The 21037-nt window shown below is 71.1% G+C and carries 16 protein-coding genes; 4 read left to right on the forward strand and 12 right to left on the reverse strand.

Features of this window, described 5'->3' with window-relative positions:
- Window positions 1–6: 6 nt before the first annotated feature.
- The 3 genes from leuE to ABZ953_RS03820 form a co-directional block, all read right to left on the reverse strand.
- Entirely contained in the window at window positions 7–669 is a 663-nt protein-coding gene (gene leuE, locus ABZ953_RS03810; RefSeq protein WP_361716182.1) for a leucine efflux protein LeuE, read from the reverse strand.
- A 93-nt stretch (window positions 670–762) separates the two neighbouring features.
- Entirely contained in the window at window positions 763–1341 is a 579-nt protein-coding gene (locus tag ABZ953_RS03815; protein ID WP_361716185.1) for a Uma2 family endonuclease, read from the reverse strand.
- Between the two features lie 97 nt (window positions 1342–1438).
- Window positions 1439–3019, reverse strand: coding sequence for a methylmalonyl-CoA mutase family protein (locus tag ABZ953_RS03820; protein WP_361716188.1), 1581 nt, complete (start codon window positions 3017–3019; stop codon window positions 1439–1441).
- 133 nt (window positions 3020–3152) lie between these two features.
- Between ABZ953_RS03820 and ABZ953_RS03825 the strand changes: the two genes are divergently transcribed.
- Entirely contained in the window at window positions 3153–4031 is an 879-nt protein-coding gene (locus ABZ953_RS03825) for a L,D-transpeptidase family protein (RefSeq protein ID WP_361717047.1), read from the forward strand.
- A 195-nt stretch (window positions 4032–4226) separates the two neighbouring features.
- On the opposite strand, the gene ABZ953_RS03830 is transcribed toward ABZ953_RS03825, so the two are convergent.
- From ABZ953_RS03830 to ABZ953_RS03845, 4 genes are all read right to left on the reverse strand, one after another.
- Window positions 4227–5441 (reverse strand): hypothetical protein, encoded by a 1215-nt coding sequence (locus ABZ953_RS03830; protein WP_361716191.1) that lies wholly within the window; start codon window positions 5439–5441, stop codon window positions 4227–4229.
- Complete coding sequence (locus ABZ953_RS03835; protein WP_361716194.1) at window positions 5441–6106, reverse strand: RNA polymerase sigma factor; 666 nt, start codon at window positions 6104–6106, stop codon at window positions 5441–5443. Before ABZ953_RS03835 ends, ABZ953_RS03830 begins: the two co-directional genes overlap by 1 nt.
- A 251-nt stretch (window positions 6107–6357) precedes the next feature.
- Entirely contained in the window at window positions 6358–6948 is a 591-nt protein-coding gene (locus ABZ953_RS03840) for an RNA polymerase sigma factor (RefSeq protein WP_361716197.1), read from the reverse strand.
- 96 nt (window positions 6949–7044) lie between these two features.
- Window positions 7045–7875: a hypothetical protein gene (locus ABZ953_RS03845; RefSeq protein ID WP_361716200.1), complete on the reverse strand. Its 831-nt coding sequence runs from the start codon at window positions 7873–7875 to the stop codon at window positions 7045–7047.
- 344 nt (window positions 7876–8219) lie between these two features.
- On the opposite strand from ABZ953_RS03845, the gene ABZ953_RS03850 reads away from it, so the two are divergent.
- Entirely contained in the window at window positions 8220–10718 is a 2499-nt protein-coding gene (locus ABZ953_RS03850) for an FG-GAP-like repeat-containing protein (RefSeq protein WP_361716203.1), read from the forward strand.
- A 60-nt stretch (window positions 10719–10778) separates the two neighbouring features.
- Here ABZ953_RS03850 and ABZ953_RS03855 read toward each other — a convergent pair whose 3' ends face one another.
- The gene (locus tag ABZ953_RS03855) at window positions 10779–10982 is read right to left on the reverse strand and encodes a hypothetical protein (RefSeq protein WP_361716206.1); all 204 of its coding nucleotides are present in this window, start codon (window positions 10980–10982) and stop codon (window positions 10779–10781) included.
- On the opposite strand from ABZ953_RS03855, the gene ABZ953_RS03860 reads away from it, so the two are divergent.
- Window positions 10981–11592, forward strand: a complete 612-nt coding sequence (locus ABZ953_RS03860; protein WP_361716209.1) for a hypothetical protein — start codon at window positions 10981–10983, stop codon at window positions 11590–11592. The two genes, ABZ953_RS03855 and ABZ953_RS03860, sit on opposite strands and share 2 nt — an antisense overlap.
- A gap of 147 nt (window positions 11593–11739) precedes the next feature.
- Window positions 11740–12156 (forward strand): hypothetical protein, encoded by a 417-nt coding sequence (locus tag ABZ953_RS03865; RefSeq protein ID WP_361716212.1) that lies wholly within the window; start codon window positions 11740–11742, stop codon window positions 12154–12156.
- A 7-nt stretch (window positions 12157–12163) separates the two neighbouring features.
- On the opposite strand, the gene ABZ953_RS03870 is transcribed toward ABZ953_RS03865, so the two are convergent.
- The 4 genes from ABZ953_RS03870 to ABZ953_RS03885 form a co-directional block, all read right to left on the reverse strand.
- Window positions 12164–12844, reverse strand: a complete 681-nt coding sequence (locus ABZ953_RS03870; protein ID WP_361716215.1) for an RNA polymerase sigma factor — start codon at window positions 12842–12844, stop codon at window positions 12164–12166.
- A 71-nt stretch (window positions 12845–12915) separates the two neighbouring features.
- On the reverse strand, window positions 12916–13353 hold the full coding sequence (locus ABZ953_RS03875; RefSeq protein ID WP_361716218.1) for a hypothetical protein: 438 nt from the start codon (window positions 13351–13353) through the stop codon (window positions 12916–12918).
- Between the two features lie 171 nt (window positions 13354–13524).
- Window positions 13525–14094 carry an SMI1/KNR4 family protein gene (locus tag ABZ953_RS03880; RefSeq protein WP_361716221.1) on the reverse strand — a complete coding sequence of 190 codons (570 nt, stop codon included), beginning with the start codon at window positions 14092–14094 and terminating at the stop codon, window positions 13525–13527.
- A 64-nt stretch (window positions 14095–14158) separates the two neighbouring features.
- Window positions 14159–20947: a DNRLRE domain-containing protein gene (locus tag ABZ953_RS03885; protein ID WP_361716224.1), complete on the reverse strand. Its 6789-nt coding sequence runs from the start codon at window positions 20945–20947 to the stop codon at window positions 14159–14161.
- Window positions 20948–21037 lie beyond the last annotated feature (90 nt).

Raw genomic sequence — 21037 nt, forward strand, 5'->3', positions numbered from 1 at the left:
GCCGGATCAGACGCTGCTGATCGACAGCTTCACCGCGAACCCGAGGAACAGCGCACCCGCCGCCGAAGACGCGCCCGCGGAGAGGCGCTTGCGGCGGCGGAAGGCGTCCGCGAGGCGGGTGCCGCTGAAGATCAGGGCCGTCAGATAGAGGACGCTCGCGACCTGCGCGAAGGCGCCGAGGACGACGAAGGAGAGCGCCGGGTAGGCGTATCCGGGGTCGACGAACTGGACGAAGAACGCGATGAAGAACAGGATCGCCTTCGGGTTGAGCAGGCTGATCACCAGAGCCCTGCGGAACGGCCGCTCGGCGGCACCTCCGGCCGCCCCGCCGCCCTCGCCCGCCGCGTCGGCAGCCTTCTCGTGCCGCGAGCGCCACAGAGCGACGGCGCCCCGCAGCATCCCGACCGCGAGCCACGCCAGATACCCGGCGCCCGCGTACTTCACGATCCCGAAGAGCACCGCGTTGGCCTGCAACAACGAGGCCACCCCGGCCGCGGACAGCGTCATCAGGACGGTATCCCCGCACCAGACGCCCGCGGCCGCGGTATAGCCGGTGCGTACGCCCCGGCGGGCCGCCACGGAGAGCACGTACAGCGAGTTCGGCCCCGGCAACAGAATGATCAGCGCGAGGCCCGCGAGATAGGTCGGAAGATCGGTGACACCCAGCATGGCCGGAGTCTCGCACGCACGTACGGAATGACTCGAACGGTGTCCGGACTACGGACAGACAACAGACACCGAAAAAATCCCCTGCGGCGGCCGTCAGTCGCCGTCCAGGAGGGTGTCGACAGGGAGGTCGAGGCTGATGCCGACATGGGGAGGCAGCGAGAAGGTCTGGCCGCGCTGGTAGCAGGAGCGGACTCCGTATCCGTCCCCCACAGGCCCCGAGTGCACCAGCACCTCGCCGTGTTTGCGATCCACGATGACGTAGACGGGGACGCCTGCCCTGGCGTACGTCTCGACCTTCGTCACCAGGTCGTTGCCCCAGTTGGACGACGTCACTTCAAGGACCAGTTGGAACACGTGGGGGGCGTAGCAGTTCTTCTCGACGACCGCGTTCTTGTAGTCGTCGTCGACGACTGACAGATCAGGCACCGCGTAGTCGTCGGGGCCCGTAGGCAGCCAGAGGCCGATGCCCTGCAGGTAGCGGAGACCCGCCTTCCGCGCTCCCGCGTCATGGAGTGCGTCGGTGAGCCAGGACAAGGTCTCCTGATGCGAGCCATCCGGCGGCGGTGTCACAACAATGCTCCCGTTGAGGATCTCCACCCGGTGTCCGGGCAGCTCTTCCCAGAGGCGGTCGGCAGCATCGGCGAGCGACGACTCATGCACTATCACGGCCACGGCAGCCTCCTTTCGGGAGCACTCTTCATGAGCGTAACCACCCCTGCGGTCATTCCGCTCCGGATCACCCGTTCGAGGGCCCTCTCCGAAGCCATCGTCAGAAGACATCGGACGGCACATACGCCCCCCACACCTCCCGCAACGCATCGCACACCTCGCCCACCGTGGCGCGGGCGCGGAGGGCGTCCTTCATGGGGTAGAGGACATTGGCGTCGCCCCTCGCCGCCTGCTGGAGCGCGGCGAGCGCGGTGCGCACCGCCGGGGTGTCGCGGTCCGCGCGGAGGCGGGTGAGGCGGGCGGCCTGCTGGGCCTCGATGGCGGGGTCGACGCGCAGGGGCTCGTACGGCTCCTCCTCGTCGAGCCGGAAGCGGTTGACGCCGACCACCACGCGCTCGCCGCTGTCCGTCTCCTGCGCGATGCGGTAGGCGTTGCGCTCGATCTCGCCCTTCTGGAAGCCCTGTTCGATGGCGTGCACCGCGCCGCCCATGTCCTCGACCCTGCGCATCAGGTCGAGGGCCGCGCCCTCCGCGTCGTCCGTCATGCGCTCCACGGCGTACGACCCGGCGAAGGGGTCCACCGTCGACGTCACGTCCGTCTCGTACGCGAGGACCTGCTGGGTGCGCAGGGCGAGGCGGGCCGATGTGGCGGTGGGCAGCGCGATGGCCTCGTCGAAGGAGTTGGTGTGCAGCGACTGGGTGCCGCCGAGCACCGCGCCGAGGCCCTGGACGGCGACCCGGACGAGGTTCACCTCGGGCTGCTGCGCGGTGAGCTGGACACCCGCCGTCTGCGTGTGGAAGCGCAGCATCAGGGACTTCGGGTTCCGCGCGCCGAACTCCTCCCGCATCACACGGGCCCAGATCCGCCTGGCCGCACGGAACTTGGCGACCTCCTCCAGAATCGTCGTACGCGCCACGAAGAAGAAGGACAGGCGCGGCGCGAAGTCGTCCACGTCCATGCCCGCCGCGACGGCCGTACGCACGTACTCGATGCCGTCGGCCAGCGTGAAGGCGATCTCCTGCGCGGGCGAGGCACCCGCCTCCGCCATGTGGTAGCCGGAGATCGAGATGGTGTTCCACTTCGGGATCTCGGCCCCGCAGTACCGGAAGATGTCCGCGGTCAGACGCAGGGAGGGGCCCGGCGGGAAGATGTACGTGCCGCGCGCGATGTACTCCTTGAGCACGTCGTTCTGGATCGTGCCGGTGAGTCGGGCGGGGTCGACTCCCTGTTCCTCGGCGACCAGTTGGTAGAGGAGGAGCAGCAGCGCGGCGGGGGCGTTGATCGTCATCGACGTGGAGACCTTGTCCAGCGGGATGCCGTCGAACAGGACCCGCATGTCCTCCACGGAGTCGACCGCGACGCCCACCTTGCCGACCTCGCCGCTCGCGATCGGCGCGTCGGAGTCGTGGCCCATCTGGGTCGGCAGGTCGAAGGCGACGGACAGGCCGGTCGTGCCGTGCTCGATGAGCTGCCGGTAGCGGGCGTTGGACTCGGTGGCGGTGCCGAAACCGGCGTACTGCCGCATCGTCCAGGGGCGGCCGGTGTACATCGTCGGGTAGACGCCGCGCGTGAAGGGGTACGCGCCGGGGGCGCCGAGCCGCTCCGCCGGGTCCCAGCCCGCCAGATCCTCGGGGCCGTACACGGGTTCGATGGGCAGTCCTGATTCCGACTCGTGTGTCATGCGTCCAGCTTGCGCCCGCACCCGGGACGCGTCACTCGCGGCAAACCGGGAAACACTAGGGGAAGTGTTGTCCAGGAGCACCGATTCAGAAGCACCGATCCACGAACACCGATCCAGGAGCACCGGGGGCGTGATGGGCAGGGGCGCGATATCGGCAGGGGCCGTGGCGGTGCTGATCCTTGCTGCGGGGTGCAAAGCGGTCGCGGTCGACACGGACGGAGGGCCGTCCGGGGACGCCAAGCGGGGGACGACCGCCACCAGGCCACCGACGCGGACCCCGACACCGCCCCCGACCTCGCCCCCGACCCGCACCCCCACCTCGCCCACCTCGCCCGCCACTCCCCCGCCCGCCGCGACGGCCTCCCCGCCACAACCCCGCCCCATGACGCTCATGCGCGAGGGCGACCACGGCGGCCAGGTGCGGGAGCTACAGGCCAGGCTGCGCCAGGTCGCCTGGTTCTTCGGCAGCCCCACGGGGACGTACGGCGCCGTCACCGCCAGAGCCGTCGAGGGCTTTCAGGCCAAACGCGGCCTGCCCCGCACCGGCGACACGGACACCGTCACCCTGCGCAAGCTGGTCGACATGACGCGCGAGCCGACGCGGTACGAGCTGTACGCGGGCGGCGGCATGCCCGCCGCCGCGCCGGACAAGCGCTGCCTGACCGGCCGGGTCCTGTGCATCGCCAAGAGCAGCCGCACGCTGACCTGGATGGTCGACGGCAGGGCGGTCTCGACGATGGACGTGCGGTTCGGCTCGCAGTACACCCCGACCCGCGAGGGCACCTTCACCGTCTACTGGAAGTCCCGGCACCACGTCTCGACGCTCTACGACACCGCCATGCCGTACGCCATGTTCTTCAGCGGCGGCCAGGCCGTGCACTACTCGTCGGACTTCGCGGCGCGCGGCTACTCCGGCGCGTCGCACGGCTGCGTGAACGTGCGGGACGAGAAGAAGATCGCGAGCCTGTTCGCCCAGGTGCGTGGCGGCGACCGCGTCGTCATCTACAAGTGACCCGGGACGGGCCCGGTCAGTGACCCGGAGAAAAGCGGCGTGGGCGGGATCGGGGGAACGTATCCCGCCCACGCCGAGGGCACGGAGCCGAAGGTACGGGGGGAACCCCCGGCTCGTGCGCGGGCCGATGACCAGTCGGCTCACTTCTTACTGCGCCACCGCCGCTGAAAACGTCACACCCCGGCCGGAGGCCCGTTACGGCAGGTGCGGCAGTGGGCTGTACGAGCCCGTGGGAGTCGTCTGCGGCACGGAAGGGGAGGAGATGGGAGGGCCGGGGTCGCCGCCGCCGTCACCGCCCGAGCTGCCGCCGTCGTCGCCGGAGCCGTTCTCCCCGTCGCCGCTCTCTCCGTGGTCACCGTCGCCGTGGTCACCGCCGCCGTGACCGCCGCCGTGGCCGCCGCCGCCCTGGTGACCGCCGCCGCCCTGGTGACCGCCGCCCGGACGGCCGCCGAGGACCCGGCCGCAGAACTCCTCCACGCGGGCCGGGCCCTTGGCCGCCTCCTCCAGACGGCGTCGCTTGTTGCCCTGCAGCTCACCGCTGCGATAGGCGCGGCAGGCGTTCACCACCTTGCGGTACCAGCCCCCGGCCTCGTCCCGGTGGGCCGGGCCGCCGCTGTCCTGCTGCCGCGGGGTGCCGGTGGGGTCGTCGTCCGCCTCGGCCTCCGGCGGCGTACTGTCCTCCGGCTTCCGCGTCGGCTCGTCGTCGGGCGCCGTGGTCTCGTCCGGGGACAGGTCATCGGACGGCTCGCGCGCGTCGTCCGACGGGGTGGCCGACGGCTCCTCCTCCGCGGTGGCGGCGGCCGAGGCGGAGACGGCGGGACCGGGGTCGGCGTGCGTGCCGAACGGCGAGGGCAGCACGCCCGTCCCCGCGGCCACGGCGACCCCGCCGATCATGCAGGCGGCGAGGGCGGCGGCGATCCCGAAGCGGACCGGGCGGCCCCAGCGGCTGAGCCCGGGGCGGGTCCCGGAGCGCCCGAGCCGTACGGTCTCGCCCGCCGCCTCGCGGTGGGCGGCCGTCGCGTACGGAGCGGTCCTCGCACGGCTTCCGACGTCCTGCGGGGGCTCCGCGCGGGCGGCCCGGAAGGCGGCCAACGCGGCGGCCTCGCCCGGGAGTTCACCGGGAAGCCGGTCGGGCCGGTCGAGCCTGTCGGGCCGGTCGGGTCTCTGACCGATGACTGCGGGGCCGCTCTCGACTACGACCTCGGTGTCTGCGTCCGTGTCCGGGTCCGTCGCTGCGTCCGCGGCTGCGTCTGCGGCTGCCTCAGTGGAGGGCGCGGCCAGCGCGGCCAGTGCCTGGGCGAGCCGGTCGGCCTGCGCGCGTGCGGAGGCGTCGATGCCTTCGAGGGGCTCGCCGCGCAGCAAACGTTCCGCCGCGTCGCGGTCCAGCCACCTGTGCTGCTCGTCGGCCATCACATGTCCTTCTGCGTCGGCGTACGCGTTTGCGTCACACCGCCGGACGTCACCGCGCACCCACGCGGCTCTCTCTGCGGGGGTACGGCGCCGAGCGCCTCCCTGGGGTCCGCGCCCTCCGAGCCGAGCAGTTCGGCGAGCCGTTTCAGGCCGCGGTGGGCCGCGGTGCGGACGGCTCCGGGGCGCTTGCCGAGGGTCTGAGCGGCGCTCTTCGCGTCGAGCCCGACGACGACGCGGAGCACGACGGCCTCCGCCTGGTCCTGCGGCAGTCTGGCTATCAGGGCGAGGGCCTCACCGGTGGCGAGGGACTCCATCGCCTCTCCCGCGGTGTCGGCGTCGCCCGGCTTCCCGGTCAGCTCCGTCTCATCGCCGCCCACGGCGGGGCGCCGGCCGCGCATGCGCAGGTGGTCGAGGGCGCGGTTGCGCGCGACGCGCGCCGCCCAGCCCCTGAACCGGTCCGCGTCGCCGCTGAACCGCTCCAGATCGCGCGCTATCTGCAGCCACGCCTCGGAGGCCACGTCCTCGGCATCCGGATCGCCGACGAGCGTGCGTACGTATCCCAGCAGCCGTGGGTGCACAGAGCGGTACACAGTCCGGAAAGCAGCTTCGTCCCCGTCCTGCGCCGCAAGCACCGCGGCGGTCAGCTCCGCGTCGTCCCCCAGCACTCTCTCAATCCTGCCACTCGGAGATCTGCGCCCGGCCCCGGCGCGAAGCAGCACGCTACGGCCTTGCGCGGGCCTACGTCCATGTTTGTACAACGTGCAACTAGCGGGTGACGGAACGCGGTGTGACACAAAACGCACGCGCGGCGCTGAAGGGAGTACGGACCGCACGCGGTTCGTACCGTGTGCCGGCCGGGGCCTCTCCTGTGGGGGGTGGCGGCCCCGGCCGCGCACACCACCCGCTCACCACCCGCTCACGCGCCGTCGCGCCCCATCCGTTCGCCCAGTCTCCTCAGGCCCCGGTGCGCGGCCGTCCGTACCGCGCCCGGACGTTTGCCCAGGACGCGGGCCGCGGAGGGGCCGTCCAGGCCGACGATCACTCTCAGCAGGACCGCCTCCGCCTGGTCGCGGGGCAGGGTGGCGACCAGGCGGAGGATCCGTTCGGTCGAGAGGGTCTCCAGGGCCGACGCCGATGTGCTGTGCGGGCCCGGGAGTTCGAGGAGGTCCTGGTCGAGCGGGCTGGTCCGGGGGCGGGACTTCTGGCGGCGCAGGTGGTCCAGGGCGCGGTGCCGGGCGATCGTCGCGGTCCAGGCGCGGAAGCCCGCCCCGTCGCCGCGGAACCTGCCGAGGTCCCTGGCGATCTCCAGCCAGGCCTCGGCGGCGACGTCCTCGGCCACCTCGCCGTCCGTGCCGACGAGGCCGCGCAGATAGCCGACGAGCCCCGGCTGGACCAGGCGGTACGCGACCGCGAAGGCGGCCTCGTCCCCCTCCTGGGCCGCCGCGACGGCCCTGCCGAGCTCCTCGTCGTACGACGGCGTGCGACGGGGTCCCCCTCCCTGGCCCAACCTGCTCCCATCCGGCCGATCCGGCCGACCCGGGCGCAGTCCACGGCGGCTGCGCCTCCACGGTCGACTGCGCCGAAGGGAGCGGAAATGTCACGCTCACACTTCGAAGAGCGAGCCGCCGCCTCCGCCTTCGGGGGCGAACCGCGTGAGGTCGAGGGTGCGTTCCGCGGGCGGGGCCACCGCGCCGACCGGCTCGTCGTAGGCGGAGAGCCGCATCGTCATGGTCTCGCCGTGCTCCACCTGGCGGACGGCGACGACGTACGGCTTGCCGGTCGTGGCCACGTACATCGTCATCCTCTGGCCGTCCTGCTCCCCGACCACCGGGACGACGTCCTGGCCATAACGCCTGGTCTCGGCAAGGGCCTTGAAGGTCTCGTCCGCCTTCGGCTCGGTCGGCATCGAGCTGGTGAGCGTCTCGAGGTCGCAGCTCTTCATCGGGTTGGCGGCGCCGGAGGTGCCCGCGGCGGCCGGGAGCTTCAGGTACTTGCCGCGCGCGAGGTCCGTCCGCTGCTTGATGCCCGCCGCGGCGGCGGGGCCCCGGCGCGCGCCCATCGCGGCCAGCGCGTCGAGCGACTCGTCCGTGTACCGGGCGTAGGCCGCGCCGTCGGCGACGACGATGAGGTCGCCGCGCTCCGCCGGGCCCAAGTCGTAGGTGCCCTTGCAGTTGCCGTCGCGGTCCATGTGCACGACGGCGTTCCGCGCCTTCGCCCCGTCGCCCGCGTGGACGGCGAGGCGCACCGAGTCCGCGCCCTTGAGCAGCCGCATGCCCTCGACGGCGAGATCGTGGCCGCGCTTCTCGTCCTCGGGCGTGAGCTCTTCGAGGGTGCCGCCGGAGTACGTGACCCGGCCGCCCGTGGCGCAGGAGGCGAGCGCGCCCACCGCGAGACAGAGCGCGGCGGCCCGTATCCAGCCTCTGTACGTACCCATCCGCGTCCCCACCCGAATCCCCACCGGTAGCCCGGCTCTCGCTACAACCGCACAACTGTCACATGACTCAGCGCACCGGCCCGCCCGTACGTCACGCCGGATGGGTGCGGGATACATCACTCGACAAATCGCCCGTCCCGCTACAACCGTTTGCCACTTCGGTCAGTCGTACGAACTCGCTGAGTTCACCTGAAATTCGCTGAGGGGTGGGGTAATTGAGGCCGCGCAAACCGCGTGAAAAGGCGCGTACCACGCATGCGTATCGACCGCTGAGTCTGCGGCGCAGGGCGTGGCTGACGATCGGGGCCGTCGTCCTTGGCGGCGCGGGGGCGGTGACGTATGCCATGGCCGACCCCGCCGACGGGGAGGGACCCGGCGTCGACCCGCGCGCGAAGCGGCCCGCGAGCGTGCACGATCTGGCGCTGGAGAGCCTGGAGGGCGACGGCGCGACGAAGCGCGGGCTCTCGCGCACGTCGACCGAGCAGTTCTCGCTCCTCGGCGTCTCCTGGCGCGGCGCCACCGCCGAGCTCGACGGCACCGCGCAGGTCCGCACGCGCGCCCTCGGCTCCGGCACCTGGACCGGCTGGCGCTCCCTGGACCTGGAGACGCGCCCCGCGAAGAAGGCGGAGGCGGGCCCGCGGGCCGCCTCCGATCCGCTCTGGGTCGGCCCGTCGGACGGCGTGGAGGTCCGGGTCGCCGCAGCGGACGGTACGGGCGGTACGTCAAGTGCCGCGCTGCCCGGCGGACTTGAGGTCAACCTCGTGGACCCGGGCGTGACGTCCGCGGAGGCGGGGAACCCGGCGCTCGACCGACGCACCGGCATGTCTCCCGCAGCCTTCGCCGCCGACAAAGCCCCGGCCCCCAGCCCCACCAGGCCGACGCCACCGACCTCCACCGTCACCCAGCCACCCGTGATCGACCGCGCGGCCTGGGGCGCCGACGAGTCCCTCGTCAAGGACCCGCCGGAGTACATCGACAAGGTCAAGGCGGTCTTCGTCCACCACACGGCCGGCACGAACGACTACAGCTGCGCCCAGTCGGCGGCGCTGGTCCGCGGCCTCCTGACGTACCACGTGCGGACGGAGGGCTGGAACGACCTCGGCTACAACTTCCTCGTCGACAAGTGCGGCCAGATATTCGAGGGCCGCGGCGGCGGCACCGACCTGCCCGTGCGCGGCGCGCACACCTTCGGCTTCGACGAGGACTCGACGGGCATCGCCGTCCTCGGCGACTTCGAGGGCGACCCGGCGACCGACACGCCCGCGGGCAAGCCCACCCGTGCCGCCCTGGAGTCGGTGGCGCGCGTGGCGGCCTGGAAGCTCGGCCAGTACGGCGGTGACCCGACCGGCAAGGTCACGCTGACCGCCACCGACGACACGGGCGTGTGGAAGAAGGGCGAGCAGGCCTCCCTGCGGACCGTCTCAGGGCACCGCGACGGCTTCGCCACCCCCTGCCCCGGCAAGAACCTCTACGCCAAGCTCGGCGAGATCCGCCGCTACGCGGGCACCGTCGGCAAGAACTCCGCGATCCCGACGGCGGACTACAACCGCGACGGCATCACGGACCTGATCGCGGGCACCCCGAAGGCGTCGTCGAGCCGCGGCCGTGTCACGGTCGTGCCCGGCGGCCTCGACGGGCCGGTCGGCGCGTCCCGCATCTCCCTCACCCAGGCCAGCACCGGCGTCCCCGGCAACTCGGAGACGGGCGACAACTGGGGCGCGGCCACGGCGTGGGGCGACCTGAACGCCGACGGTCACGCCGACCTCGTCATCGGCGCGCCCGGCGAGGACGACACCTCGGGCCACGCCGACCGCGGCGCGGTCACGATGCTGTACGGCCCGAAGTTCACGTCCGGCACGGACATGCAGCTCTCGCCCGACTTCCACTACCCCGGCGCCAAGTTCGGCTCCGCGGTCGCCTCCGGTGACTTCAACGCCGACGGCAAGGCGGACGTCTTCGCCGTGGCGACGGGCACGGGTGGCTCGTGGGCCGCGCGGCTCGACGCGGAGCACGAGTCGGGCGGCAGCCTCACCTCTGGCGACACCGCCATCGCGTATCCCGACGCCGCCTCCGGCGACTTCAACCGGGACGGCTACGCGGACGTGGCGCTGACCTACCGCGACCAGGCGGGCAAGGGCAAGGTCGCCTGGTTCCGCGGCGGCCGCTCCGGGCTCAGCCGGGTCGGCGTCCTGTCCGTCCCCGGCGGCCGGTCCGTGGCCGTGGGCGACGTCAACGGCAACGGCTACGACGACCTGGTCATCGGCCAGCCGTACACCGCCGAGTCGGGCGCCCACGCGGGCGGCCAGGTCACGGTGGTCCCGGGCACGTCGACGGGGTTCACGACGACCGGCATGAAGACGGTCCACCAGGCGACGTCGGGTGTTCCCGGTGCCGCCGAGGCGGGCGACGCCATGGGCTGGTCGGTCGCGGCGGGCGACTACGACCTCGACGGCTACGCGGACGTTCTGACGGGCGCCCCGGCCGAGGACATCACCCGCGCCGACAAGAACCGCGAGGACGCGGGCACCTCGCTGCTCCTGAAGGGCTCTTCGGCCGGTCTCACCGGCTCGGGCGCGAAGGCCTTCTCGCAGGACGAGCCCGACGTCCCCGGCTCCACGGAGTCCGGCGACCGCCTCGGCTCGTCGGTGACCCTGGCCGATCTGTCCGGCTCCGGCCGCGCGGACCTGGCCATCGGTGTCGAGGGCGAGGACGCGGGCGACGGCACGATCCTCCAGCTGGACAGCGGAAGTTCGGGCGTGCCGGGGGCGAGCGGCGTCTACTACGGGCGCACGCTCCTGGGCACTCCGGCGGGCGCCCACCTGGGTCAGGCCCTGACGCCGTAACGTCGTACGCGCCGCCTCCCCCCCCCTGCTTTGGGGGAGGCGGCGCGTCCTGCGTCCGGTTCATCCGGTGTCGCTGGGCACCCTGCATTCGCCGGGCTGCGGCTTGCCCTCGGGCCAGCCGATGCCGACGAACTCCAACTTCTCGCCGCGCGGGTCCAGTTCGACGACGGCGACCGGTTTGTCGTAGGCGTTGCCCGCGTTGGTCAGACAGATCCAGCCGCTGGTCCCGCGCACGCGGTTGACCGCTTCGATGCGCTGCCACATGTCGCAGACCCGCACCATGCTCCTGTACGACGGCACGCGGACCACAGCCAAGGCGGGAGTCGTCCAGGCCGGTCGGGCCGATGTCCCCGGCGCGCAGCCGGTGCAGACGGCGCGTCAGCAGGCGGCGCAGGCCGAGGTCGCCGATGAAGTGCCGGGGGCAGCGGGGCCAGCCGGTGTCCTCCAGGAGTTCGGCGACGCGGTAGGCGTTCAGCTGCTCGGTGCGGCCTTCCTGCACCGCGCGCATCAGGGTCTGGGCGCACTCGACGTCGTGCGCGGCCGAGAGGTGCGTGAGCAGGTCGAGCCAGTGGCCGCGGTGTTCGGGCGGGAGCTCTTCGGGGCGCTGGCGGACGGCGAGTTCGTCGACGAGTACGTCGGCCACCGGGCGGTCGGCGACGGGGCGGCCCAGGTCGTCCTCGCCCGCGGGCACCCGGGCGTCCAGGATCGCCCAGTCGGTGCACTCCTCGGGGCTCGGGAACACGGCGGTGGCGGTCGCCTGCCCGAGCCGGGTCACGAACAGCGGGCGGGCCGTCGGCCCAGGGTGTTGTCCGCGTGGTCGAGGAGCAGGGCGGGCCTGCCCACCCGTGACATGCGCCCGCGTACGGACTGGTAGGCGGCGTCGACGTCCTGCCGCGGCGCCCGGAAGAGGAAGCCCTCGGCGATCCGCCGCACCTCCCCGCCCTGCTGGAAGTCCTCGCCGAGCGCGCGCAGTCCGGACAGGGGGTGGCCGCCGGCGCCGGGGTACTCGCCGTAGCAGTCGGTGAGGGCGGCGCACCTCGTCGACGAGGGGTGCGGGCCCGGCAAGGCGGTCGCTCGCCGCCACGGCCGCGGGCCCGGCGTACAGCCGCGGCACGGCGATCCCGCCGCCGTCGCCGCCCCAGTCGCCGTACTGCGCCGCGACCTTGCGGAGCACCTCGGTCACTTCCGAGCGGCTGCCCGGGACGCGCGGCCCGAACTGCCGCCGTACGCACCGCAGGAGGCGTCCTTTGCCGGTGCCGGGTCCGCCGACGAGCAGCACCACGGGGAGGTCGGGCCCGTAGAGCAGGTCCCGTCTGCGCCCGGCCGCGGCCCTGCCGAGCAGCCGGGCGATCAAACCGCCGTCGTCCAGCAGCTCGTCGAATCCGAGTTCATCTGGCACGGGCCCTCCGGGGGCGTGGCGGCAGGGGTGGCCGGATGACGGCTCGTCAGGTTAACGAGGGGGCGCCCGTTTGGCGAGAGTGCGCCCCGCGGCGTCGGGGCAGGGGCAGGCGGGGGCGGCGGGCGGGGGCGGAGGAGGCGGCCAATACCGTGGCTCCGCGCGGCAGTTGCCGGGCGAGGCGGCGCAGTCCGCGGTACGTGGCCGACCGCACCGCCGCGGGCCGCTTGCCGAGGACCCGCGCGACGGCGTGGGCGTCGAGGCCGAGGATCACCCGCAGCAGCACCGCCTCGCCCTGGTCGGGCGGCAGCGCGGCGACCATGGTCAGCACGTGCTCCGTCGAGAGTGCCTCCAGGGCGCGGACCGCCGTGTCGTCGACGGCCGGGATGTCGAGCACGTCCTGGTCGGTCAGCGTGGCCCGGGGCCTGCTCCCCAGGCGCCGCAGGTGGTCGATGGCGCGGTGGCGCGCGACGGTCGCGGCCCAGCGGCGGAAGTCGGCGCCGTTCCCACGGAAGCGGTCCAGGTCCCTGACGATCTGCAGCCAGGCCTCGGAGGCGACGTCTTCCGCGTCGTCGCGGACGAGTCCGCGCAGGAATCGGAGAATGCCGGGGTGCACGCACCGGTAGACGGCGGCGAAAGCTCCCTCGTCCCCCTCCCGCGCGTCTTTCAGAGCCCGCGCCAGCTCGTCGTCACACGCTGCCGTACGGCGATGTTCCCCACCTTGCGCCACGCTCTCCTCTTTACCCCCGCTGACACTGCCCACCGTGCCCGTGCCCGCTCAACAACCGGCCGAAGCCCGATTCACGCCGCGTGCCGTACCCGGCCGGGCAGTGTGAGGTAAAAGGTCTGAAGTGAGGCTTCGGAGCCGTTCATTCCGCCTCGCTCCAGGCAATTGACGACTTTGCCGAGGGGATTCCACACCCGGCCGTCCGGCATTCGGACACCGACGGTCTGCCCGAAGAATTCCCGCTGTTCGGCGTCGAAATCGATCCAGACGGCACCGGCGCGGCGCACGAGGACTTCCCCGACGTAGGCCCCGAGGCCGGACAGCGTTCCCGCGATGTCACCGCGTGCACGGCCTCCCTTGCGGAGGCCGTCGATGAGGAAGTCGACGACGCGCAGACTGGCGACGGAGAAATCGAGAGGGAGACGGTTCCGGGCGGTCGCCTGCGCGACGAATCCCCGCGCCTGCTCCCGCATCTCCCCCGCACTCGCCGCCTGTCTGCCCTCACCGTCCATGACTTCCACCCCTTCGCCTCGGCAGTAGGGAGGGAGCAGACCGCTCCCTCCCTCTACCAAGCGGAAGGCACAGCCCTCCTGTGACGGGGTCCCGTCATGCTGCTTCTCACACGACCTGTTCCCCTGGCACGTACAACCATGGGACGCGGTCATGCGTCAGGGGCGGCAGCCTCAGTCCTCCCACGGGTCGATGTCCTGCGCCCACAGCCGGTCCTCTTCCGCCTTGGAAAGGAACCGTGCGGTCTGGGCGCCGGAGAGCGTTTCGGCCCCCGGGGGGCACGGCTCGGCGAGCCCTTCGATCAGGTCGCCCAGGAACCGGACCATGCCGCATTCGAACCTGGTCCAGCGTCCGTCGTCGTTGTTCCAGACGACGACCGGCCATTCCTCCGGGGCCCCCGACGCCGCGTCCCAGCACAGGACGTCCGCGCTGTCGGTGACTCCCCAGGCGACGAGCCGGGGAGCGGCCGACGGGGTGAAAAGCCGTTTCGGCTCCCTTTCCCAGGTGAGACGGGCCGTTCTCGATTCCGAGGACATGCCGTCACCCGGCTTGTCGTTGCGGACCTCGGGGCCCAGAACGACGAGGCAGTCCTCGATCGCGCCGGGTCCGTAGAGGTCCATGAAGGCGACGTAGTCGGCGGGAAAGCGGCTGCCCCAGGACTCCTCGGTCCCCGCCCACGACACGTTCGTCGGCTCACCGGGCGGCGGCAGCAGGGAGGTGAGCCTTTTCAGCTCCGTCAGCATCCGTTCTCCTCAAGTCGGCAGCGTGCGTCTGCGCCGAGGAACTTATGGGGCGGTATCCGGCGCGTCAACGCATGCCCCCCGTCGGGACGGGGCCACCGGTTTCCGGAGACCGGAATCCCCCCAGATTTCTGCCGTTCGTCAGGTCGTTGTCGATGAAGACGCTGAACCGAATTCCCCCGCTTCCGTCGGCGTACGTTCCGACAGCGGTCATGCGGAATCCCGTGGCCACCGTGCGGTTCCCCTTGTAGCGCGGAGTGACCCGGTAGTACACCGACTGCCCTCCGCTCACGGCGTTGCTGACCTTCGCCTCGTACTTCCGCATGTTCTTGTCGCCCTGGGTGGAGCCGTCCTGATAGGTGTTCGCGCCCCGGGAACACGTGGAGATGTTCCTCTGGTCGAGGCCGTCTCCGCCCAGTTCCTTCGCGAGCAGGTGGCAGGCGTTGATGTTCGACCTCGAATCCAATCCGAAGTAGCGCGCCGCCCGGCCTGCCCACCGGTAACCCGGCGGGGCCACCTTCTTGGTCTGCGTCGACGTTCCCTCGTGACTGCCCACGTACTCCTGTGTCAGGCACGCTTCCATGCCCACGGCCCGGCCACCGTTCGCGGAGTCGGTGTCGTCGAAGTTGTCCCAGCCCGCGCCCGCTCCGCAGCCGCCGGAGCCTCTGCGGGTCTTCGAGGACCCCTTCTTCCCGCCTCCCGTGGCCGCTTCGATGGCCTTGTCGATCGCCTTGTCGATGGGGTTGTCGAATCCGAAGAGCCAGCTGGCTCCCTGGATGGCGCTGCCCACCGGATTCCGCTTCGAGACGGTCTTCGCGCCGCCCGTCAGCACGCCCTTCATGTGCTTCTGGATGCCGCCGAGGAAATTGTCGACGCCGGGAATCGCGATGTGGCCGTCCAACTCGACGTTCCCGATGGGGTTTCCGCCGCCGAACGCGTACCGGTTCCCCGTCATCGGGTCGCTGCCGAGCCCCATGTCCGCGAGAGCCCCGTTGTACATGTCCCGCGTGGTGAACCGGTTGAGCCCGGGGCTGTAGTCACGGAATCCCATGTCGTACGTTCCCGAAGCCGCGTCCCAGCGCTTGGAGTTGTAGCGGTACGGGTTGTACGCGTCCTTCGCGGGGTCGCCCGCGTCCGGCTTGTCGATGCCCGTGAAGTCGGACTTGTCGTCGGAGCCGTACGCCGAATACCCGTACGTCGCCTTCGCGTTGCCGTCCTTGTCCGTGAGGGTCTCGACGTCCGTGTGGCCGTTGTAGCCGTAGTACGTCGACTCACCGGCCGCGCCGTCGGCCCCGTGCTTCACCTGGGAGAGGCGCTCACCCCACGGGCCGTACTGGTACGACTTCGCGAGCTTGCCCGCGACCTCCTCGCCGAGGACCTCGCCGGACATGCCGAGGTAGGTGTAGTCCGTGGACTTGCCCCCGGCGTCCGTGCGCGTGGACGTGCGGTCCAGCGGGTCGTACGCGTACTTCGTCGCCTTCAGGGCGCCCGTCGACGTGTCCGCCCGCTCGTGCTGCCTGACCCGGTCGAAGCCGTCGTAGGCGTTGCGCTCGACGACCTTGCCGCCCGCCGTCACCGTGTCCTGGCGGCCGAAGGCGTCGTACGTGTGCGTCGCCGAGGCGCCGTCCACCGTCGTCTTCAGGAGTCGGTTGCGGTCGTAGCCGAACGTCGTCGTCTTGCCCTTGACCGTCTGCGACACGACGTTCGCGTTGTCGTCGTGGACATAGGTCTCCGTGCCCGCTCCGGAGCCGGTGCGCACCGACTTCGCGAGGCGGTCCGCCGGGTCGTAGGTGTAGTCCGTCGTCGACGACAGGTACTTCGCGTGGTCGTCGGCGTTCATCTTCTTCGCCGTGTCCTGCGCCTTGTTGCCGTTGGCGTCGTAGGTGTAGGCGTGGGAGGCGACCAGCGTGGTGCCGTCCGGCTTCTTCTCCGTCTGCGACTTGAGGGCGCCGTCCAGGAAGTAGTCGTAGGCGACCGTGTTCTTGTTGGCCTTGGTCTCGGTCTTGCGCTCGCCGCGCCAGGTGTAGTCGTAGGACGTGACCTTCGGTGAGGCGTCGGTGGCCGACTTGCCCACGGAGACCGTCTTGACCAGCTCGCGCAGGTCGTACGTGTACTTCGCGTACTGGTCGGGGTGCTTGAGCGTCTCGGGCTGGCCGTTCGCGTCGTAGGTGTACGACGTGGCCTTCTTCTCCTGGCCCGCGAGGGCCTCCACGACCTTGTCGACCTGGTTCAGGCCGGTGTACGTCATCGTGTACGCGTCGACCTTCGTGCCGGTCGACGTGTCGTCGATGGACGTCAGGTTGCCGTTGACGTCGTAGGCGTACGCGAAGCGCTTGCGTTCGGTGTCCGCGTCCGCCGAGTGGTCGCGGACCAGCTTCACCGTGTCGGCGGCCGCCTTCAGGTCGGCGTTCTCCCCCTTCTTGTAGGTGTCGGTGCCGAGTTTGGTCCACCGGGCGTCCGCGCCGTCCTTCGCGTACGCCGTGTACGTGCCCGCCTTCGACACGTTCAGCGTCCAGGCGTGCGGCGACGCCTTCGTGCCCTTGCCCGTCCGGGCCTGCGCCTCGGAAGCGACCAGTTCGTTGGCGCCGACCGGAATGCCGTCGTCGTCACGGGACTTGAGCTTGCCGTCGGGGTAGTGGCCCCAGCGCATGGTCCGGCTCGTCGAGCCGCCCGCCGACGTGAGCTGGCGCGCGTTCTGCTGGCCGAGGTCGTTGTAGTCGTAGGTGGTGCGGATGTCCCACACGTCCTGCGTCGACTTCACCCAGCCGTTGTCGTAGTAGGCGTACGTCGTGTCGTTGCGGGTCGTCTCGCCCGACGACGGGGGCATCGACACCTTCTCGACCCGCCCGACGGCGTCGTACGACGTCTCCGTCCAGACCTTCCTGTTGTAGCGCGGGTCCTTCGGGTCGTACGGCTGGATCTGCCGCGAGGGCCGGTTCAGGGCGTCGTACGTCGTCTCCGCCACGAAGTCGTCAGGCTCGGACCCGGTGGCCACACCGCGCGGCGTGAACACCTTGATCTGGTTGCCCGCCTCGTCGTAGCCGAACTTCGCCGTGCGGAGCGTGCCGGCCGCGTGCGGGGACTCCACCACCGCGAGCTTGCCGCGCTCGTCGTAGTGGTTGAGGGTGGTGTTGTCCTCCTGGTCCGTCGTCGAGACGACGAGGGAGTCCTTGTCGTAGGACTGCTTGACGGTCCGCCCGGTCGCGTCCGCGACCGCCACGACCCGGTGGTTCATGTCGTAGTCGGTCTTGGTCGTGTAGTCGTCCGGGTCGGAGGTCGCGCTCTTCTTGGGGTCGATGACGCGGACCGTGTTGCCGGCCCCGTCGTAGACGTAACCGACCTTCTCCTTCTTGGCGTTGACGACCGAGGTGAGCTGGTAGACCTCGTCGTAGTTGTTGGTCGTGACGTAGTCGTCGGGGTCCGCCGGGGTCGCCGTGCCCTTCGGTTCCGTCGTCGTCTTGAGGTTGCCGACCGCGTCGTACGTGTAGGCCGTCTTCCGCTCGCCGGAGGTCGCCGTGTCCTTCGGCTCGGTGGCCGATATGACCTGGTCCGCGTCGTCGTACGTCGCCTTGGAGACCGCGCCGTTCGGCGCCGTCGCGACGGTGACGTTGTCGTTGGTGTCGTATTCGGGCGCGGGCACCGTGATGAAGACGCCCGCCGCCTGGTCCTTCGGCTCCTTCGACACCAGCGGGCGGCCGAACGCGTCGTACGTCTGGGTCGTCTTCTTGCCCAGCGCGTCGGTGACCTCGGTCACCTGGCCGCGGACGTCGTACTCCGTGGTCGTGACCTTCGCCAGGGCGTCCGTCGTGGTGCGCGGGTAGCCCGTCGCGACGAAGTCCTTGTAGGCGGTCGCGTTGCCGTTGGCGTCCGTCGCCCGGGTCAGCTGGCCGTAGGCGTCGTACTCGTATGCCGTCGTGTAGTCGCCGTCCTCGGCGGACGCGACGCCCTTCGGGTCCGTGACCGTCTTCAGGTTGCCCTTGGCGTCATGGCCGAAGCGCCAGACGCGGTCCTCCGCCGAGGTCTTGCCGACCAGATCGACCGCGTAGCCGTCCGCACGGGTCTTGTACTCGTAGCGGACCGAGTGGGGCGGAAACTTCCCCGGTGCGCAGTCCGCCGCGGCGGGGATGCCCTCCTTGTTCTCCTCCGCCGAGCGCTCCCAGAGCGGATAGCCGGTCTTCTCGTCGTAGCAGAACGCCGTCTTCGCCGTCTTCGGGCCGTTGTCCTCCTCCAGGAGCGTGACGTTGTGGTCGCCGTCCCACGTCATGCGCGTCTGCTCGGACTTGGCATTGGTGATCTTGACAGGCCGGTCCTGGCTGTCCGTCTCGTACGTCGCCGTGTTCTTCTCGGCGTCGGTGACCTTGGCCACCGTGCCGCCGCCCGTCGCCGACGCGTAGGTGAAGCCCGTCGCGGCGCGCTTCCTGTCCGTGATCGTCTTGGTCGACCAGCTCGACTCGGGACCGTCGCCGTACTCGATGTCGGTGGCGTGCCCGCGCGGGTCGGTGACCTTGGTGAGCTTGGTGTTCTTGTTGCCCTGCGCCGTGTCGTACGAGAAGGAGAAGACCTTCGGCTGCGCCGCGCCCTCCCCGTCCGTGAGGCGGCCGAGCAGCCCCTTGGCCGTGTAGTGGAAGGAGACCTTGCGCCCCGAGACGTCCGTCATGGACTTCACGTGGTCGTAGATCTTCGGGTTCCACAGGTCCTTGCCCGCGACCTTGTCGCCCTTGTCGTCGATGTAGTCGTACGTCGCGTCGCCCGCCCGGTAATAGGCGACCTTCAGCGAGGTGCGGGCGGCCGGGTCCTTGATCTCCGTGAGGAACTTGACGCGCCGGTTGCCCGCGTCGCGCAGCTCGTACACGTACGTCTGGGTGTTGCCGTTCTTGTCGACGACCGACGTGAGGTAGCCGTCGCAGCCGATGACGAACCGGGTGCCGTCGGGCCGGGTCAGCGTCCAGGCGTCCGGGACCTCGGGGCTGCTCCCCGTCCGGCACACCGACGTGACGCCCGGCTTGGCGGTGAGCCGGTAGTGGTAACCCGCCGAGGGCTTCCAGCTGCCGTCGCCCTGCTTGCGGAAGAGGTGCTGCGTGCCGTCACCGTCGATGACGTACGCCTCGCCGGGGTCCGCGTCCGGGTGGAAGTCGAGCATGGCGCCGAGCCGCAGCGGCCCCGCCGCCTGCCCCGACCAGCCGTGCCCGAGCAGGCTGTCCGACGTGTCCTGCGCGTTGTAGGTGAGCCGCGTGAAGGTGTTGATGCCGCGGCCCGGGTTGCTGAAGGCGTTGTACGACCAGACCGCGTTGCCGGAGCCGACGTTGTTCATCAGGGTCGAGCCCGCGCCGGTGTTCTTGCCGGTGTACGCCTGCTGCTTCTCCAGGCCGACGCGGTCCGCGGTCGGGTCCTCGACGGCGGTGGTCTGCGCCAGGCCGCCGATGCCGGGCTTCTGCGAAAGCCAGCTGTTGTCCGTCTTGTTGAGGACGTCCCAGGTGAGCGTGTAGCCGGAACGCCGGTTGCCGTCGGCCGTGTAGGGCGACTTGACCGTGGCCCGCACGGCCGCTGACACGCCGGGGGCGAGCGCCGGGATGTCGGCCTTCAGCTGGTTGTCGGCGGTCGTGGCGTCGGTGCCGTCCGGCAGGGACCACTTGTAGGACAGCGCGCGCTCGCCCGCGGGCCAGGCCTCGGTCGTGGTGTTGGTGACCGTGACGTCCACCGGATAGGTGTTGTTCTCGGACATGCGTGCGGGCGTGTCCGGCGCGTAGTACGTGTCCCAGGGGGTGGGCTCGGCGGTGATGACGCGGAGTCGGGGGCGCCGCGTCTCGTCGGCCGCCTCGCTCGACGCGAAGCGGACGGTTCCGGTCCCCTTGGCGGCTGAGAGCAGAACGCCGTTGTTGGCGCTCGGGTGCTTCAGCCAGGTGCGGGTGAGCGAAGTGACGTCCCAGGCGTACGTGCCGTTCCGCCCAGTGGTGTCGGAGACGGCCGCCGCCGCGTCGCCGCCGCCCGAGCGCCACGGGGTCCCGGCGCCGGAACGCCGCCAGCTCGCGGACTTCTCGGTGAACCCCCGTTTCAGCGGGCTCAGTTCCACGAGACGGCTGTCACCCTTGGCGGCGGTCCGCAGATTCAGGTCGGCCTGGAGGACGGTCGCCTTCTTCGGGATGCCGCGCACCGGGAACTTCAGGGCCGCGCGGGTGGTGCCGTAGGCGCGGTCGCCCGCGCCGACGCTCAGCCACTTCCCGTCCAGGTTCGCACCCGGTTCGGCGGAGGAGAGCGTGGTGTCGGAGCTCTTGCCCCGCAGGATCCGTACCGTGTGCCCGGCCTTCGGTACGCCCACGCGGCGCACCGGAGAAGCGAGCAGACGGCCGTCCCTGGTCTCGGCCAGGACGCGGTAGGAGTAGCGGCGGGCCGTCTCCTGCGCGCTGCCCTGCCGGGTCGGCTCCGCGGTGGTGTCCGTGTAGGACGTCACGCCCTTGCCGAGGGGGGCCACGAGGGTGGCGCGGGTCGCCTTGAAGTCGGGGCGTGTGGAGCGGTGCAACTGGTATCCGACCAGGTCGTCGCCCTTGCCGGGGCCGGAGGTGAACGTCCGCCAGGACAGCTCGGCGCCGGTGCCGTGGACCACGGTGGGGGCGTCGATCACCGTGCCGCCCGCGCCGTAGGTGACCTTGGGTTCGGCGGAGTTGGCGGGGTATTTCCTGGGTGGGGTTCTCGGGATCTTCGGGCGGTCCGGCGGTCTCCCGGCCTCGCCCGCCTCCGCCCGCGTCTGCGCGGAGGGTCTCTTTTCCGCCGTGCTCGCGACGGCGGCCTGGGGCAGGACGGCACCCACCACCGCCGACGCCACCAGGCCGGCACACAGCCGTCTATATCCTGTTCTCACCGTGCGAACCACCCTTTCGAAACCCTCTTCCATTTGTTCGCGCAGCCTGTGGCGCCGAACTGGAAAAGGGCAGGACCGAGCACTGCTCAA

This window comes from Streptomyces sp. NPDC046465, from assembly GCF_040646035.1.
GTDB lineage: Bacteria > Actinomycetota > Actinomycetes > Streptomycetales > Streptomycetaceae > Streptomyces.

What these genes read in the sequence shown, in the direction of transcription:
- ABZ953_RS03820 (WP_361716188.1), bottom strand. Translation starts at nt 3,019, where the DNA reads ATGACACACGAGTCGGAATCAGGACTGCCCATCGAACCCGTGTACGGC.
- ABZ953_RS03845 (WP_361716200.1), bottom strand. Translation starts at nt 7,875, where the DNA reads ATGGGTACGTACAGAGGCTGGATACGGGCCGCCGCGCTCTGTCTCGCG.
- ABZ953_RS03875 (WP_361716218.1), bottom strand. Translation starts at nt 13,353, where the DNA reads ATGGACGGTGAGGGCAGACAGGCGGCGAGTGCGGGGGAGATGCGGGAG.
- ABZ953_RS03880 (WP_361716221.1), bottom strand. Translation starts at nt 14,094, where the DNA reads ATGCTGACGGAGCTGAAAAGGCTCACCTCCCTGCTGCCGCCGCCCGGT.
- ABZ953_RS03825 (WP_361717047.1), top strand. Translation starts at nt 3,153, where the DNA reads ATGGGCAGGGGCGCGATATCGGCAGGGGCCGTGGCGGTGCTGATCCTT.
- leuE (WP_361716182.1), bottom strand. Translation starts at nt 669, where the DNA reads ATGCTGGGTGTCACCGATCTTCCGACCTATCTCGCGGGCCTCGCGCTG.
- ABZ953_RS03830 (WP_361716191.1), bottom strand. Translation starts at nt 5,441, where the DNA reads ATGGCCGACGAGCAGCACAGGTGGCTGGACCGCGACGCGGCGGAACGT.
- ABZ953_RS03855 (WP_361716206.1), bottom strand. Translation starts at nt 10,982, where the DNA reads ATGTGGCAGCGCATCGAAGCGGTCAACCGCGTGCGCGGGACCAGCGGC.
- ABZ953_RS03860 (WP_361716209.1), top strand. Translation starts at nt 10,981, where the DNA reads ATGTCGCAGACCCGCACCATGCTCCTGTACGACGGCACGCGGACCACA.
- ABZ953_RS03850 (WP_361716203.1), top strand. Translation starts at nt 8,220, where the DNA reads ATGGCCGACCCCGCCGACGGGGAGGGACCCGGCGTCGACCCGCGCGCG.